Here is a 16,949-nt window from a genome sequence, read left to right as displayed (position 1 = left end):
AAAAGCCAGAATAATAGCACATCACATTTACTGCGCCATTAGTTCGCCACTTTCCGCCCCTTGGGATTCCGCCCCGTGGATGACGCAGCGATTGCGGCCACCGTTCTTGGCCTGATAGAGACAGATATCCGCCCGATGGATCCAGCTGCTGCTGTCGTCCTCGGGCAACAACAGGGTTCCGCCGATCGATACCGTCACCGGCCCACCCGGGGTGTGAACCCGCTCACCTACGGCACGAACAATGTTCTGCGCCGCGCTGTTCAAGCCGCTCAGGTCCGCTCCTGGGAGAAGCAGGACGAACTCTTCTCCACCGAGGCGGAACAGACGGTCGGCACGGCGCGAGCTATGCCATACCAGGTTCGCCAGATCGACCAGCACCCGGTCCCCTTCGGCGTGACCATGGGTATCGTTGATTATCTTGAAGTGATCGATATCCAGCAACAGCAGACCACACTGGTTGCCATGGCGCCTGAAGTTGGCCAGGGCGATTTCGATCTCCTGCATCAGGGTACGGCGGTTCCCCACTCCGGTCAGCGGGTCCAGGTTGGCCAACTCCTGCAGGCTGCGCCGTTGTAACGTCGTACGCCAGGCAAAGAGGTAGGCGAACAGGCTGCAGATCAGCGCGGTGCAGGCGAAGATGATCAGATGCTGCAGATCGGTAAAGATCGTTCCGGGTCGCCACAGGCCATAGAGGCAGATAGCGGCAAGCGAGCCCAGGGTGATCAGCGTGCTGCGCAGCGGCGGGGCAATGAAGAAGTTGAACAGGACGACACAGTAGAACCAGAACAGGCCGGTAACGGGAAGGTAGATGGCCGCGATGATGGCGCCGGCGGCGTAGAGCAGTGACAGTATCTGCCCGGCCAGGCGAGGCTGTCCGCGGTACCAGGCGATATACAGTGCCATCAGGGTGGTCAGGGTGAGCAGGGAATCCAGCGCCACCATGACCCATTCGCCAGCGATCCATCGATACAGCGCGAAAGGGAAAATGCTCACCAGGCCCAGCAGCCCTGCAAAGATCACGATGGCCAGATAGGCGTCGTGTCGCAGGCGGCTCCAGAGGTCACGCATATACAGATCCATCTGTTATTTTGCGTAAGGCTACCCCGAAGGCCTGGGCAATACAATGGCTATGCGCTATCAGATCAGGCAGCCTGGGCAGTGTCCCTGATGCGCTTGACCATGGCCCGCAAGCCGTTGCCCCGGGTCACACTCAGATGCTTGAGCAGATTCAGACGACTGAAGTAATCCTCGATGTCGAACGCAAGGATTTCCTCCGGCGTACGCCCGTTGTAGGCCGCCAGAACTACTGCCAACAACCCCTTGACGATGAAGGCATCACTGTCAGCATCGAAATACAGCCGGCCACCCTCGTTGCGGCTGGTCAGCCATACCTGGCTCTGGCAACCACGCACCATGTTCTGCTCGACCCGGGCCTGCTCGTCGAGAGGCGGCAGCTCGCGCCCCAGGTCGATGATGTACTTGTAACGATCCTCCCAGCTGTCGAAGAAGGACAGGCTGTCGAGAATGTCGTCGCTGGTCACGTCAGTACCAAATTGGCTCATGAAAAATCCTTAGAAGAACAGGCCGGTTTCCAGTTGAGCCTCTTCGCTCATCATGTCGCGGCTCCAGGGCGGATCAAACACCAGATCGACCTTGACCTCGGCTACATTGGGAACCAGCCGCACGCGGTATTCCACGTCCCCGACCAGTACCGGGCCCATGCCACAGCCTGGAGCGGTGAGGGTCATCTCTATATTCACGCGCTTTGCCTGCTGGTCGATGCGCACCGAGTAGATCAGCCCCAGATTCACCAGATCCACCGGGATCTCCGGATCGTAAACCGTACCGAGCGCGGTCCATACGTCCTCTTCACGGATCTGGTCGTCAACCGGCGGCGGAAAGCTCAGCAGCTCGGGTTCCAGTCCCAGTTTCTCGGCATCGGTGCCATCGACTCGGACCATCTGACCGTTATAGGTCACCGTATAGTTGCCACCCAGCGCCTGGGTAATGGTGACAAAGGTATCCTTGGGGATCGTCAGCGCAGTGCCATCGGGAACCCGCCGCGCCGGGCAATCCGCCCGGGCTACTACCATGCGTCTTTCCATTTCAACTCACACTGAAGCTTTCGCCACAACCGCACTGGTCTTTGACGTTGGGATTGATGAAGCGGATCTGGCGATTGATGCCCTCGTTGACCAGGTCGATTTCAGTACCGGAAAGCACATGCAGGCTACCGGAGTCCACCAGCAGCTCCACCTGATCGTCCAGCTGGTAGTGCAGATCGCCTTCGACGCCCTCCTCGACCAGATCGATGACATACATGAAGCCGGTGCAGCCGCTCTTCTTGACGCTCAAGCGCACGGCCTTGCCCGGCTCACGGGCCAGCTGCCGGCGGAAATGCTCCAGCGCCGCGGGGGTCACGGTGACCACCTGGCTGGTCGGATCGAATGCCTGAACTGTCATTCTCTACTCCTCGACAAGAAACTGTTTTGCCTTGACCAGAGCCTCAACCAGCCGATCAATGTCCGCCCGGGTGTTATAGAAACAGAAGCTCGCGCGGATGGTGCCGGGTATCCCCAGCTGATCCATGATCGGCTGCGCGCAGTGATTGCCAGTGCGTACCGCCACACCCTGCTGGTCAAGCAGCATGCCCACATCATGGGGATGGGTGCCATCAATCAGGAAACTCAGCACGCCGGCTCGCTGTGCCGCGGTGCCGACCAGGGTAATCCCCGGCAACTCGCGGACACGGGCTTCGGCGTACTCGAGCAGGTCGCGCTCGTGCGCCTCGGCGGCGTCCCGATCAATCCCCTGCAGATAGTCAACCGCCGCGCCGAGGGCAATCACACCGGCGATATCCGGGGTGCCTGCCTCGAACTTGTAGGGCAGCTGATTGTAGGTAGTACCGGCAAAGCTGACCGACTCGATCATCTCACCCCCACCCTGGTACGGCGGCATGGCCTCGAGCAGTGCGGCCTTGCCATAGAGCACGCCCACGCCCGTCGGGCCGAACATCTTGTGCGCCGAGAACACATAGAAGTCGCAATCCAGCGCCTGCACATCCACCCGGATGTGGCTCATTGCCTGAGCCCCGTCAATCAGGCACAGGGCCCCTGCCTGGTGGGCCAGTTGCACGATTCGCTCAACCGGATTCACCGTCCCCAGAGCATTGGACACGTGACCGCAGGCAACCATTCGCACCCGCTCATCGAGCATCTGCTGCAATGCATCCAGGTCCAGGGTGCCGGTGCTGTCCACCGGGATCGGCTCGACGGTAGCGCCCATCTGCGCAGCAATCATCTGCCAGGGCACTATGTTGGAGTGGTGCTCCATGGCCGACACCAGGATCCGATCCCCGGGCTTCAGGGCACTGCGCCCCCAGCTGGCGGCTACCAGATTGATGCTTTCGGATGTCCCCCGGGTCCAGATGATCTCCCGCGGCTCGGCGGCATTGATCAGCTGGGCGACCTTGACCCTGGCCTGCTCGAACTTCTCGGTAGCCCGTTCGGCCAGCGCGTGGGCACCCCGGTGCACGTTGCTGTTGTCGTGCCGGTAATAGTCGACAATGGCCTGGATCACCGCCTCGGGCTTCTGCGTGGTGGCGGCATTGTCCAGATACACCAGCGGCTTGCCATGCACCTGCTGCTGCAGGATCGGGAAGTCCTTGCGTATCTGTTCCGCATCAAAGGCAGTGCGGGTTGCCAACGCCGCTTCACTCATAGGTCATTTGCCCCAGCTTCTCGTCGGCCTGACCGAACAGGGCAGTCAGCCGTGGACGCAGGTAATCCTGGATGGCCTGCTCCGGCACCTCGTTGAGCAGCTCGTTGATGAAACCGAAGCTCAGCATGCGCACTGCTTCCGCGCGAGTGACACCGCGGCTCTGCAGATAGAAGATCGAGGTTTCATCCAGCTGCGCGATGGTCGCACCGTGCCCGCAGCGAACGTCATCGGCGTAAATTTCCAGTTCCGGCTTGGTATTGACCTCGGCATTGGGCGAGGTCAGCAGGTTGCGGTTGCTCATTTCCGCCAGAGTCTTCTGTGCGTCCTGGTGGATATGAATGCGCCCGTTGAACACCGCCTTGGCCGAGTCACCGATGATGCCGCGGAACACCTCGTCGGTCGTGCAGTGCGCAACCTTGTGCTCGACGTTGGTGTGATAGTCGATCAACTGCCGGTTGCGCGGCAGATAGACACCGTTGAGCCCCAGGTGCGCGCCCTGCCCGCAATGGTTGACGTGATAGTCGATGCGCTTGAGCCGGCTGCCCTGCCCCAGCGCGAAGCCGAGGAAGCGGGCGTCACGGTGCAGGTCCACGTGCACCCCACCCACATGCAGCAGGTCTTCCTGCTCGAGGTTGATGCGGTAGTGCTGCATCCGCGCGTTGTTGCCGACCACCACCTCGGTCATCGCGGTGACGAACAGATTCTGTTTCTCGTCGCCGGATACGTAATGCTCGATGAGCTCAGCCTCGGCGTTGTCCTCAAGCACCACCAGTACGCGCTGACTGCTCATCGCCGGCTGCGCTTCGGGAGTGGATACGTTGAGAATGTAAACCGGCTTGTCCAGCGTCTGGTTGCGCGGCACATGGATCAGTACGCCGTCAGCCGCCAGGGCATCGCTGAGCGCGCCGAACAGATGCAGTGAGCTGTCCATGACGGTGCCCAGCTGGCTGCGAATCAGCTCGCGCTGGGCCGCATCGGCCTCGCTGAAGCGAGCCACGCCGGCCGGCAGTGCACTGGAGTGCTCTGGACGGAAGTGTCCATTGACAAACACCAGGCGGGTCGCATCCACCGGAATCGGATCAATCGCCTGCTGCCAGGCACAGTCATCCACGCTGGCCCAGCGGGCCGGGTTGTCGTTCTGCAGAGGCAGCAGCGGTGTGTACTTCCAGGCCTCTGTCTTGCGGGTCGGCCAGACGGCCGCGGCCCAGCGATCGGCACCGCGGGCACGCAGATCGGCCAACCAGTCGGTGCCGCTCTGCTGGGACGCCAGCTGCAGGGCCTGCTGTTGAAAGTCAGTCATGCCTCAGCCTTCCCCGTTTTCCAGCCAGCCGTAGCCCTTGGCTTCCAGCTCCAGGGCCAGCTCCTTGGTGCCGGTCTTGACGATCCGGCCATCGGCCAGAACATGAACGTAGTCTGGCACGATGTAATCGAGCAGGCGCTGATAGTGGGTAACCACGATGAAACTGCGCTTGCCGTCACGCATGGAATTCACGCCATCGGCAACCACCTGCAGGGCGTCGATATCCAGCCCCGAGTCGGTTTCATCGAGAATGCACAGATCCGGCTCCAGCAGCATCATCTGCATGATCTCGTTGCGCTTCTTCTCGCCGCCGGAGAAGCCTTCGTTGACGCCGCGCTTGAGGAAGTTGGCATCCAGATCCACGCGCTTGCTGGTTTCCCGCGCGAGCTTCATGAATTCCACCGAGGACAGCTCCGGCAGCCCGAGGTGCTTGCGCTTGGCATCAACCGACACCTTGAGAAATTCCATGTTGCTGACGCCGGGAATCTCCACCGGATACTGGAACGCCAGGAACAGGCCCTCGCGGGCGCGTTCCTCGGTGTCCATCTCAAGCAGATCCTTGCCCTTGAACTGCACGCTGCCGGCAGTCGCCTCGTAGCCCGGACGACCGGAGAGCACGTTGCCCAGGGTACTCTTGCCGGAGCCGTTGGGCCCCATGATGGCATGCACCTCGCCCGGCTTGACCTCGATATCCAGACCCTTGAGGATATCCTTCTCTTCAACTTTCGCGTGCAACCCTTTGATCGATAACATATTTTACGCCTGATAATCTGTATGAATCGTTTCGACAGCGTGGGTAATCAACCCACCGAACCTTCGAGACTGACTTCGAGCAACTTGCCCGCTTCCACCGCGAACTCCATCGGCAGCTCCTTGAACACCTCACGGCAGAAGCCGTTGACGATCATGGACACCGCCTTCTCCGCGTCCAGCCCGCGCTGCTGGCAGAGGAACAGCTGGTCGTCGCTGACCTTGGAGGTGGTGGCTTCGTGCTCGACCACCGCAGTCGGGTTCTTGCTCTCGATGTAGGGGAAGGTGTGTGCACCGCAGCGATCGCCGATCAGCAGCGAGTCGCACTGGGTAAAGTTGCGCGCCCCCTCGGCACCCGGGTTGATCCGCACCAGACCGCGGTAGGCACTGTCGCTGCGCCCGGCGGAGATACCCTTGGCGACGATGGTCGAACGGGTATTCTTGCCCAGATGGATCATCTTGGTGCCGGTATCGGCCTGCTGGAAGTTGTTGGTCAGTGCCACCGAATAGAACTCGCCCACGCTGTTGTCACCCTTGAGGATGCAGCTGGGGTACTTCCAGGTAACCGCCGAGCCGGTCTCGACCTGGGTCCAGGAGATCTTCGCGTTGGTATGGGCCACGCCACGCTTGGTCACGAAGTTGTAGATACCGCCCTTGCCTTCGGCGTCACCCGGGTACCAGTTCTGCACCGTGGAGTATTTGATCTGGGCATTGTCCAGTGCCACCAGCTCGACCACGGCGGCATGCAGCTGATTCTCGTCGCGCATCGGCGCGGTGCAGCCTTCCAGATAGCTGACATAGGAACCCTCGTCGGCAACGATGAGGGTCCGCTCGAACTGTCCGGTATTGAGTTCGTTGATACGGAAATAGGTCGACAGCTCCATCGGGCAGCGTACGCCCTTGGGAATGTAGACGAAGGAACCATCGGAAAACACTGCCGAATTCAGGGCAGCGTAATAGTTGTCCTTCTGCGGCACCACGGTGCCCAGATACTGCTTGACCAGGTCCGGGTACAGGCGAATGGCCTCACTGATCGGACAGAAGATGACCCCCGCTTCCGCCAGTTTCTCGCGGAAGGTGGTCACTACCGAAACCGAGTCGAACACCACATCCATGGCCACGCCGGCCAGCTGTTCCTGTTCGTGCAGCGGAATGCCGAGCTTTTCATAGGTGCGCAGCAGCTCCGGGTCCACTTCATCCAGACTCTTGGGCCGGTCAGCCATGCTTTTCGGCGCGGAGAAATAGGAGATATCCTGAAAGTCGATCTCGGGATACTTGACGTGGGCCCAGGTCGGCTCTTCCATCTCGCACCAGGCGCGGTAGGCCTTGAGACGCCACTCGAGCATCCACTCCGGCTCTTCCTTGCGAGCCGAGATGAAGCGGATCACGTCCTCACTGAGTCCGGGCGGCAGGGTGTCGGATTCGATGTCGGTATGGAAACCGGCAGCGTATTCCGTCTTGATCAGGTTCTCGACTTCTTGAGTCACGGTATCACCTCAATCTCGCAGCCAGCATGGATTTACCTGGCTGCTGTCAGTGTCAGGCTGCAATACCTCTGCGGGTATTACGCAAAAACGTGCGGCGAACCGCGTATTCAGAGGATGCGATCCAGGTCCGCAACCTTGTGCTGGCCGGCGCAGCCCCCCTTGTCCTGGCGGGCGCGCACCCGTTGGATGTCGTCACGGGAGACCAGATCAGCGAGGGTTATCTCGCTCAGAAAATCGCGCAGTCGCGCACTCAGATCCGTCCAGAGATAGTGGGTAAGACAGACATCCCCCTGCTGGCAGTCACCCTTGCCCAGACAGCGGGTAGCATCCATCGAATCGTTCACCGCCTCGACGATCTGCGCCACACTGATGGCTGCTGCACCGCCGGCGAGCCGATAGCCACCGCCCGGGCCTCGGACACTTTCCACCAGTTTGCTGCGTCGCAGCTTGGCAAAGAGTTGCTCCAGATAGGAAACCGATACGCCCTGGCGCATCGAGATGTCCGCCAGCGTGATCGGCCCCTGCTCTTCGTGCAGGGCTAGATCCAGCATGGCTGTAACCGCGTAACGGCCTTTTGTGGTCAGTCGCATAACGATACCCGAATCCGGATTTGCTGGACTCGAACTATGCAATATCCAACCATTTTAGTCAACTATTAAGCCCATAGAGCCACCCTTCCGGGCGACCGCTGCGGCGGCATAGTATAGAGCGTACAGGCCGACGCTTGAAGTCGAAGCGCCGGCGTGTTCTTCTTGATCACATTTGGGTAAAACAGCTGATACAAAGAGCATTTGCGTGTATCTTTCACCCACTTCAGGAATATGTCCCATCAGGAGTAACCAATGAGCCACGAAAAACAATTCTACATCAACGGCCAGTGGGTCGAGCCCAGCACAAACGACACCGTTGATGTGATCAACCCGGCGACCGAGGAGGTCGTTGCCACCATCGCCCTGGGCGGCGTCGAGGACGTCAACGCTGCGGTGGCGGCGGCTCGCGCTGCGTTCGAGAGTTACTCACGCACCAGCCGCGAGGAGCGCATTGCCCTGCTGGAACGCATCCTGGAAATCTATCAGCGCCGCAGCGACGAATTCGCCCGGGCCATCACCCTGGAAATGGGCGCGCCTGCCAAGCTGTCGAAATACGCTCAGGCCCCCTCCGGTACCGGCCATTTTGCCGCTGCCCTCAAGGCCCTCAAGCATTTCGAGTTCGAGGAGCGTATCGGCAACACCCTGGTGGTAAAGGAACCGATCGGTGTCTGCGGTCTTATCACCCCCTGGAACTGGCCGATCAACCAGCTTGCCTGCAAGATCGCCCCGGCCCTGGCTACCGGCTGCACCATGGTGCTCAAGCCCTCTGAAGTGGCGCCCCTGTCTGCCCTGCTGCTGGCCGAAGTGCTGGACGAGGCTGGCGTGCCCGCCGGGGTGTTCAACCTGGTCAATGGCGATGGCCCGACCGTGGGTGCGGCCATGTCCGCCCATCCGGATATCGACATGATGTCCTTTACCGGCTCTACCGGCGCTGGCCGCCAGGTAATGAAGAACGGCGCCGAGACCATCAAGCGGGTGGCACTGGAACTGGGTGGCAAGTCCGCCAATATCCTGCTCGACGATGTGAACTTCGAGAAGATGGTCGCCCACGGGGTAATGTCCTGCATGAACAACACCGGGCAGTCCTGTAACGCCCCGACCCGCATGCTGGTACCCAACAGCCGCATGGATGAGGTAGCAGAGATCGCCAAGGCGGTAGCCGCCAAGGTCAAGGCCGGCGCTCCCGATGCCCCTGACACCACCATGGGCCCGGTCGTGTCCAAGGCCCAGTGGAACAAGATCCAGGACCTGATTGCCAAGGGCATTGAGGAAGGCGCCCGTCTGGTGGTCGGCGGTACCGGTCGTCCCGAGGGGCTGGATCGCGGCTATTACGTCAAGCCCACCGTGTTCAGCCATGTCACCAACGACATGACCATCGCCCGTGAGGAGATCTTCGGACCCGTGCTGTCGATCATCGGCTACGAGGATGAGGCTGACGCCATCCGCATCGCCAATGACACCCGCTACGGGCTGTCCGGCTACGTCTCCTCCGCTGATCTGGAACGCGCGCGCAATGTCGCCCGTCAGATTCGCACCGGCATGGTCCATCTCAACGGTGCCCCTCTGGACAACGACGCGCCCTTCGGTGGCTACAAGGAGTCGGGCAACGGTCGCGAATGGGGTCATTACGGCTTCGAAGACTTCCTCGAGGTGAAATCCATTTTCGGTTACTACGCCGAAGGTTGATCCCCGCAGCCGGTGCGGCGCTCGCCGCACCGGCCTTCACTTGTCTCTTCCTCTTCCCCTCCCGATTCCCCGTTGCTCAGAAAAGGGGCACCACCGGCGGCGTTTGCTGGTCAGAACCCATGACATCCTCAGTCAGGGTTATCGGATATGGCGCGGGTTCATCGAGTTTTCATCTGGGTGGCGAGCGGGATCATTCTGCTGCTGGCGGCGTTGGTGCTTGCCGTACTGCTGTTCGACTGGAATCGACTCCGACCCATCATCAACGAAAAGGCCTCCGAGGCCCTGGATAGGCCCTTCGCCATCGAGGGTGACCTGTCGGTGGACTGGCGCCGCTACCCAGGCGCATCCGGGTGGCGCGGCTGGATCCCCTGGCCGATCATTGCCGCCGAGCAGTTGCGCATGGGCAACCCGGACTGGGCTGAGGGGGATACCTTTGTCAGTCTGCAGCGCGCCGAAATGCAAGTGTCACTGCTCGCGCTACTGACACGAACCGTTCGCATCCCGCATATCAGCCTGCAGCAGCCCGAAGCCAGCCTGCAACGACTGGCCGATGGGCGCGCCAACTGGACCTTTGATCTGGGCAGGGAAGAACAGAATGAGGATGAGCAATCAGCCTGGATTCTGGATATAGGCACCATAGCTTTTGATCAGGGGCAGGTCACCATTGACGACGCGGTCAGCGAACTGAGGCTGGAGGCGCATATCGAGCCCCTGGGCGAACCCATGGAGTTCGACGAGCTGGTCGGAACGGCGCAGGCAACCGGCTCTACCGAGCATGCCTTCGCCTGGCGAGCCAGCGGACGTTATCAGGGGCAGCAGGTGGAGGGAGAAGGCAAGGCTGGCGGCGTTCTGGCGCTTCAGGATGCCGATCAGCCGTTTCCACTGGAAGCGGACGTACGTGCCGGTTCAACACGCATCCAGATAAGCGGTACGCTGACCGACCCACGGAATCTGGGTGCTCTGGACCTGCAGCTGAAGCTGTCCGGGACCAGCCTGAGTAATCTCTATCCTCTCACCGGAGTAACCCTGCCGGACACGCCGCCCTACTCCACCGACGGCCAGCTCAGCGCTGAGCTGAAGGGCGAGAATGGCGCCACCTATCACTATCGGGATTTCAACGGACGTATCGGCGACAGCGACATTCATGGTGACCTGACCTATGTGGCCAGAGAGCCCCGGCCACGCCTCTCCGGCAGCCTGGTATCCAAGCAGTTGCTGTTCAGCGATCTGGCCCCGCTGATCGGTGCCGACTCCAACGAGCAGAAGCAGGCCCGGGGCAGCGACGCCAGACAACCCGCAGGCAAGGTCCTGCCCGTGGAGGAGTTCCGTACCGAGCGCTGGCAGACCATGGATGCGGATGTGCGTGTCAGAGGCAAGCGCATAGTACACAACGAAGAACTGCCGATCTCCGACCTGGACGCCCGGGTGCAACTGGAGAATGGACAGTTGAATCTGACGCCCTTGAAGTTCGGCATGGCCGGCGGCACGCTGGAGGCCGATATCGCGCTGAACGGCGCAAACACCCCACTGCAGGGCAAAGCCCGCGTCAAGGCCCGCGGTCTCAGACTCAAGGATCTGGTACCGGACTTCGAGCCCATGCAGACCAGTCTGGGGGAACTCAATGGCGATGCCGACTTGACCGGCACCGGCAACTCGGTCGCCGCGCTGCTGGGCAGCGCGGACGGCCAGATGCAGTTGGTGATCAACGACGGTACTGTCAGTCGCAGCCTGATGGAGATAGCCGGACTGAACGTTGCCAACTACCTGATCGCCAGGATGTTCGGCGACGAGGAGATCCAGATCCATTGCGCCGTGGCCGACCTCAGGTTCGACAAGGGCAGCATGACCACGCCGATCTTCGTCATCGACACCGAGAATGCATTGATCGAGGTGGATGGCACGGTCAATTTTGCCACCGAGGAACTGGATCTGGATATCGTTCCGGAATCCAAGGGATTGCGCATCTTCTCCCTGCGCTCACCACTGTACGTACGCGGCACCTTCGCCGACCCCAGTCCGGGTGTCCACGCTGGCCCCCTGGCCCTGCGCGGCACCGGCATGCTGGCATTGGGCGCTCTGACGCCAGCCGCCGGCCTGCTGGCGCTGATTGCTCCCAGCGGCGAGCAGGACAGTCAGTGTCAGGCCTTGCTGGAGCGTACACGTGACAGTCGGTGATGAGTTTTGCGCGGGGGGGGCTCTGGAAGGCCGTACAAGGTATTCCCCGATCGCGCCGGATTACGCTCTCAGCGAGGCATCGCCTTTAACTGATGCCAATGCTGCTCGCCTGCCCCGACTCATGCTCAGCCGTTGCTCCTCTGGATCAAGCAGCTTCTGATGAGGCGAGCTTGCCGGTTGCGGCAGCCTCAAGGTCCTTCTCCCGTTCGACAACGGCTGCTTCCAGCTCCGGAGAGCGTTTGGCCCATTGTTCCGGCGGTAAGGGCTGGGACCAGGCGATGGACTCGGGGCTGGTGAGGTCGGGGATGACGGCGAATTTCTTCTTGTGCAGCCAGTGGTAGACCATCGGGTTGAAGAGAACCTGGCCTATACCCACGTCCCATAACAAGGTCAGAAGAAGCCCGTGGTGCTGCCGAGCCTTGTGAAACTCTTCAGTAAAGATATCTCGCAGGCTTTTATCCTGGACGTCTGTGGGTTCTGGTACTGCTTCAGGTCCTACTTCCATAAAGCTGCGGATGCATTCCCACTGGCGCATGGCCGCGATACCCGGCCCCGGGCTGACCATGATGGCCCAGCCTTCCTTGTTCATATGAAAGGGTTCGTCAATCTGATGCTTGTACGGAAACCACAACAGCAGTCCACCCATCTTGGCAGCACCGAACTGACCGATCATGGTCGCGCTGGGAGCGATGGCATGTACCCGCTCCCAGGGTACTGTCCACTCCTCTCCCTCTGGGGTGACGATGCGGACTTCGCGGCGTTGGCGGTGGAAGCGCAGGGGTGGCATTAGTGGGCGGCGGTAGGCTTTGATATAGCCCTGCCACAGAAAGCCCATCATTACGCTGCCTGTTATCAGCGACAGCCAGAACCCGATATATGTGTCATATCGGAAGCCGAAAAACAGCATATATACAGTTAACCCCGCAAAGAACACAGACAAGGAGTGTAAGGTCACCCAACCCGCTGATAATGAAAGACTACCGATGTCTAGATAGGTCTCGTTTTTGCGCCAGATCATACCCAGTACATCAGCGGCCGGCTCACCGGTAGGGATAGGCAGCGGAGAAAGGTGCTCCTGTTTCCATAACAGACCTGTCTTTACAGCGCCTACCTGCTGAGTCATGCAGTTCTCTCCGGTTGCAGCTTTTTATTGGATACAGGCTGTTCAATCAGCATTTTGTCGCTGGGCAACGGGCCATCCTCATTACTGTGTACGGTAATCTTCCCGCCTTTGATCAGATAACGCACTCCCATTTTACCGCCCACTACTGGACTGCCTTCGGTGGCCGAACCTGTCATTAAAGCCAGAGGGGAATAATATAGAACTCGTACCTCTAGATGTTCCGTTTCGGACAGCTTCGCAACTTTTCCTACGATTTTGAGCCCCATCCCCTCTTCTATTGGCAGCCACTTGCATTCCAAATCGTCTTCCCAGGATGGGGTGATATTTCTGATAGACTGGTTCGGGCCAACCGCGGCAAGAACGATACCAAGGCGGGTCGCTTCAGGATCTGCACCCGGCAGCACGAGACTTAGCTTGCTAGGTTCAGATCTCAAAGAGCTGTGATTCCCGCGAGTATGTGAAACGAGGCGGGTTTGTACTTTTAGCTGGGGTTTGAACAGCATGTTGATCAGGGCATGCAGTTCCTTAACCTGATCTTCCTCTGTCTCCGTCCAGCGTCGATTGTTACCCCAACAACATTGCTCTAGAAAACGCTGCATTTCGGTACGATGAGTGAAGTGACGCCAAGCAAGATATAGACCTTCAATCAACAGGACTCCCCAACCTACTAAACTCGTGGTTCGCATAAACCAAGACGTGGCTCGTGCCGCATCCCAGCGACCAACCAGATACATGTAGGTCGCATAACCGCCCATAGTTGCATAGGAGCCCGCCAACGCGGTCTGGCCTGCGCCTCTGGCCTGCGCCTCTGGCCTGCGCCTCTGGCCAGTCGACCCCATTCGTCTTTTGACCAGTATGAGTTTGCCTTTCGCTGCTCATTCATTAGCTGGGCCAATTCGGAAAAACCAGCAGCCGCAGCGAAAGCACCCGCAAATGTACCCAATAAAGTAATTAATGGTAATCGTGCCCCAAAGAAACCTTTTTCTATAGTTCCTCTTGTATAAGCCGCGTTCTGCGTCACCGCAGTCATCGCAGCAGCGATGTTGAACCATGTATTAAGATGCTCCGCCCCCCGCACAGCATCATGCTCACGCAGCTCATCTCGACTCCGCAACGCCAGCAGATTCACCCCATGAAGTAGCAGAGCTGCGAGCGACAACGCACCTCCGTAGGCGTTAAGCGCCTGAATTGGTTCCAGCTGTCTGACCAGTCCCAGTCGCAACCGCTCAGCGGCCTGGTGGCTCCAGTCCCAGATTGCCTTGCCGGCCGGGCCTGTGAGTTGGTAGCCGGTTCGGGTTGATCTGATTGCGAAGTCGCCGGAGACCTTGAGTGCCAGCATCAGCGTCAATAGCGGCTTGGGAAAATGCTGGATGGCGGCTGGTGCGCTGGCATCCTTGAGATGTTCGGCTTCCAGTTCAGCGAAGGCTGCACCGAGGCGGCTTACTGCGCGCCCCCAGTCATGGCCGTCATTGCCGCCCAGGCTCCGTAACCAGTTGAGTTTTTCGGAGCCGGCCAGACGGCCGATGAGGATGCCGGCCAGTTCTTGGTTGTCGGCGCTGAGGACAGCTTCTATTTCGGCAAGCCGTTCGGACAGGTCAACCAGTTCGGACAGTTCAGGTGTAAAGGCCGATGCCACCAGCGAGAGGGGCTTTGCCGGTGTCGGACTGCGCAACAGGTCTGTGGCGATCTTGACACCGGGGGCAAGAGTGCAGAGTTCACTCAGGGTATTGAGCGCCAGTTCGCTCAGCCATTCGCAATGCACCCGGTCGGCATAGTCCGCATACCAGCTGCCTCGTTCGTGTTGTACTAGCAGGGTGTGGGTATCTTGATACAGGGCCTCGCGTCGGCTGGCCAGCCATTCCCGGTGAGGGTTGGCTACATTTTTGATCCAGTCCTCCATCTCGGCCAGCCGCACGTGCTTGGCTATCTGCGCGCCAGAGCGGCTGTCGCTCATGTTGCGCAGCTTGCCAGCGCGGTAGTTGATCACCAGCCCCTGGATGTGGCCTTGCAGCTGCGCCGGAATAAAGCTGCGAACCGGTTGATAGATTGCTTCTTGCCGGATATGTACCTCACGCAGACGGGCATCCGCTGCGGCGTGCCCTTCAGTGCGGCGCAGGTTGTGATTTATCTCGGTTTCTTCATCCAGAGTAGGTTGCAGATCACGCTGAGCCTGTAGCAACAACTCGCCTTGCTCAGGCGTGAGCTGCATATCCACGTCGCGGTATCGGTAATTGATGATACCGGCCAGCTCTGCGCTGTCTTCGTGGCGCAGGCTGTTGATGAAGCCTGCCATCAGGCCCTTATGACCGTTGAGCTCGTTCCACTGCTCTTCCATCTCGGTGGTTCTGGCCTGCTCGTGGTTCAGATCACGGAGCATGCCGAGGATATCGTCCACTATGACCATGACTGCATGCAGGCCTCCCGCCTGCTGCCGCGCCTGCCTGAGCCAGGCATCAGAGCGCTGGGGGTCCCATGCCTCGCTGCTCCAGTAGCCCGGACGATGCGAAATATCTTCCTTTACTTCGGCTGAAACACGCTGGAGGTCCTGAAGCCAGAGCGTGGTGTTGATATGGGCTTGCACACGCTCCGGAGAAGGATATTCCTGCATATGCCGGGCGACCGCCTGCTGACTCTGCTCGTATGCTCCACGATTAGCTCGAAACTCGTAGGCTATGATGCGGTTGCGGATCGCCGGGACCAGCTCAGGTATCAGCTCTTCGGCTTTATCCAGTGACGGGCAATGGGTAGTCTCCAGTTCCACTGCCACCTTCGGCAAGCTGATTATCTGCATTCTTCTGCCGCGCTCGCCCGCGGATTCTGCCAGCAGGTTACAGGTTGCCTCGGACAGAGGGACTTCTGTATACAGAATGCCCAGCGGCAGATGTTTATCCAGGGCCAACCCGGCCTGCTGCCCTGTCTTGACCTGTGTATGTGGCGCACCGAGGGGCTGCTCCAGCAACTGGCTGCCTGGGGTGATGGCGAAGCGCCTGAGCGGACCTTCTCCCTGCCAGACATACAGGTAGCCAGGCCGTAGCCGTCGTACAGCTATGGGATGGCTCCATGTGGAGTAGCCGGGTTGCAGGTAAGCATCGTCGACCGCGTCCTCTACCAGTGCATAACGGGTAGGCACAATGAATATCTCGCCTTCGCGCGCTGGGCAGCTTGCTACCGGGCTCTCGAGAGCGTCAATCGCAAACTCCCGTTGAGCTGCCTGGTCAGCTCGTTCCAGATTGAGAGCCTGCTGTTGTCTGTCAGTAGTCATGCAATGCTTTCCTTGCTATGGCTCAACGCCTGCCGCTGGGCTTCAAGTCTGATGGCGTCAAGTTTCTCTGCCGGCAATATGCCCGGTTGCTGTAACAGCGCGCGGTAGTTCGCATGTTCGCCACGTTCCGGGAAGTCCCGTCCGCACAGGGCCATCAGACCGGCCCAGCGCACGATGTCAGCTGCTGCACTGAAGCCATATTCATTAGCCCTGGCGCAACAGATTCTGACCCAATCGTCACGCTCGTCAGTTCCTAGATTGGCGAGACATTCGGGAAACCACGTATCCACATGTTCCAGTAGTTTCTGTGCGAAGGCGTGCTGCTTGGCCTGGTTCAAACCGGCCAGTTGGTCGGAGTTGAGCTGCAGCCAGGGTGTGTCGGCATAGCATTGGGCGTCAGTTGAAGCGGAGCTATGGAAGTCCTGCCAGCCGGCCCCGCCCCAAAGCCGAACCTGCTCAACCGGGCCAAGGGCGCTGTCACGTTGCTCGTCACTCATATCCGTCAGCCAGAGGTGCAGGATGCGAGGGTCGTAGTAGCGAAACAGGACTGTTACCCCACCGCTTACGCTGACGTGCACAAGACTGGAAAGATGCTGTACCAGCTCATCAATGGGCGCACGACTGGCAAGAGCTACGCCGGCAGTCATATACCATTGCTTTTCGAAATATTGGTTCAGCAAGCTGCCACGGTTGGTGGCAATCAATATCGGGCCTGCATCCGCCAGCTCAGCGTAACGGGTCCCGTCATAGAGGCGACTAAACTCGGGGGCGGGTTCCAGTTGGTAGATTATCTGGATGAGGTCGTCTATCTGCGCACCGTCCAGCAGGAGGTAGTGTTTCGTCGTTGTCAGCATGT

Annotated in this window: 15 protein-coding genes; 2 read left to right on the top strand and 13 right to left on the bottom strand. The window is 59.8% G+C overall.

Annotated features, from left to right (window positions below; translation table 11 throughout):
* Positions 1 to 27: 27 nt before the first annotated feature.
* From VF673_RS02860 to iscR, 9 genes are all read right to left on the bottom strand, one after another.
* Positions 28 to 1,068, bottom strand: a complete 1,041-nt coding sequence (locus VF673_RS02860; RefSeq protein WP_440290795.1) for a diguanylate cyclase domain-containing protein — start codon at positions 1,066 to 1,068, stop codon at positions 28 to 30.
* Positions 1,069 to 1,142: 74 nt separating this feature from the next.
* Complete coding sequence (locus VF673_RS02855; RefSeq protein ID WP_273123400.1) at positions 1,143 to 1,562, bottom strand: SufE family protein; 420 nt, start codon at positions 1,560 to 1,562, stop codon at positions 1,143 to 1,145.
* A gap of 9 nt (positions 1,563 to 1,571) precedes the next feature.
* The gene (gene sufT / locus VF673_RS02850; protein WP_273123403.1) at positions 1,572 to 2,093 is read right to left on the bottom strand and encodes a putative Fe-S cluster assembly protein SufT; all 522 of its coding nucleotides are present in this window, start codon (positions 2,091 to 2,093) and stop codon (positions 1,572 to 1,574) included.
* Between the two features lie 13 nt (positions 2,094 to 2,106).
* On the bottom strand, positions 2,107 to 2,463 hold the full coding sequence (locus tag VF673_RS02845) for a HesB/IscA family protein (RefSeq protein ID WP_440290794.1): 357 nt from the start codon (positions 2,461 to 2,463) through the stop codon (positions 2,107 to 2,109).
* Between the two features lie 3 nt (positions 2,464 to 2,466).
* Complete coding sequence (locus VF673_RS02840) at positions 2,467 to 3,720, bottom strand: aminotransferase class V-fold PLP-dependent enzyme (RefSeq protein WP_440290793.1); 1,254 nt, start codon at positions 3,718 to 3,720, stop codon at positions 2,467 to 2,469.
* On the bottom strand, positions 3,713 to 5,020 hold the full coding sequence (gene sufD / locus VF673_RS02835) for a Fe-S cluster assembly protein SufD (RefSeq protein WP_440290792.1): 1,308 nt from the start codon (positions 5,018 to 5,020) through the stop codon (positions 3,713 to 3,715). Before sufD ends, VF673_RS02840 begins: the two co-directional genes overlap by 8 nt.
* A gap of 3 nt (positions 5,021 to 5,023) precedes the next feature.
* Entirely contained in the window at positions 5,024 to 5,773 is a 750-nt protein-coding gene (gene sufC, locus VF673_RS02830; protein ID WP_090540067.1) for a Fe-S cluster assembly ATPase SufC, read from the bottom strand.
* A 47-nt stretch (positions 5,774 to 5,820) separates the two neighbouring features.
* Positions 5,821 to 7,257 (bottom strand): Fe-S cluster assembly protein SufB, encoded by a 1,437-nt coding sequence (gene sufB / locus VF673_RS02825; RefSeq protein ID WP_440290791.1) that lies wholly within the window; start codon positions 7,255 to 7,257, stop codon positions 5,821 to 5,823.
* Between the two features lie 107 nt (positions 7,258 to 7,364).
* Positions 7,365 to 7,847, bottom strand: coding sequence for a Fe-S cluster assembly transcriptional regulator IscR (gene iscR, locus VF673_RS02820; protein ID WP_090540071.1), 483 nt, complete (start codon positions 7,845 to 7,847; stop codon positions 7,365 to 7,367).
* Positions 7,848 to 8,099: 252 nt separating this feature from the next.
* On the opposite strand from iscR, the gene VF673_RS02815 reads away from it, so the two are divergent.
* Both VF673_RS02815 and VF673_RS02810 read left to right on the top strand, forming a co-directional pair.
* Entirely contained in the window at positions 8,100 to 9,533 is a 1,434-nt protein-coding gene (locus VF673_RS02815; protein ID WP_440290790.1) for an aldehyde dehydrogenase family protein, read from the top strand.
* Positions 9,534 to 9,680: 147 nt separating this feature from the next.
* Positions 9,681 to 11,708: an AsmA family protein gene (locus VF673_RS02810; RefSeq protein ID WP_440290789.1), complete on the top strand. Its 2,028-nt coding sequence runs from the start codon at positions 9,681 to 9,683 to the stop codon at positions 11,706 to 11,708.
* Between the two features lie 145 nt (positions 11,709 to 11,853).
* Here VF673_RS02810 and VF673_RS02805 read toward each other — a convergent pair whose 3' ends face one another.
* The 4 genes from VF673_RS02805 to VF673_RS02790 are packed head-to-tail and all read right to left on the bottom strand — an operon-like array spanning position 11,854 to position 16,947.
* Positions 11,854 to 12,831, bottom strand: coding sequence for a hypothetical protein (locus VF673_RS02805; protein ID WP_440290788.1), 978 nt, complete (start codon positions 12,829 to 12,831; stop codon positions 11,854 to 11,856).
* Positions 12,828 to 13,481 carry a hypothetical protein gene (locus VF673_RS02800; RefSeq protein ID WP_440290787.1) on the bottom strand — a complete coding sequence of 218 codons (654 nt, stop codon included), beginning with the start codon at positions 13,479 to 13,481 and terminating at the stop codon, positions 12,828 to 12,830. The genes VF673_RS02805 and VF673_RS02800 overlap by 4 nt, the downstream gene beginning before the upstream one ends.
* 17 nt (positions 13,482 to 13,498) lie before the next feature.
* A complete protein-coding gene (locus VF673_RS02795; RefSeq protein ID WP_440290786.1) occupies positions 13,499 to 16,093 on the bottom strand; it encodes a toxin VasX in 2,595 nt (864 codons plus the stop codon).
* Positions 16,090 to 16,947, bottom strand: coding sequence for a DUF4123 domain-containing protein (locus VF673_RS02790; RefSeq protein WP_440290785.1), 858 nt, complete (start codon positions 16,945 to 16,947; stop codon positions 16,090 to 16,092). Before VF673_RS02790 ends, VF673_RS02795 begins: the two co-directional genes overlap by 4 nt.
* Between the last annotated feature and the right edge of the window lie 2 nt (positions 16,948 to 16,949).

This window comes from Halopseudomonas sp. Lyrl_26 (assembly GCF_051948695.1).
GTDB lineage: Bacteria > Pseudomonadota > Gammaproteobacteria > Pseudomonadales > Pseudomonadaceae > Halopseudomonas > Halopseudomonas formosensis.
Note: the sequence above shows the minus strand (reverse complement) of the source record. Positions and strands in the feature narration are given on the sequence as shown.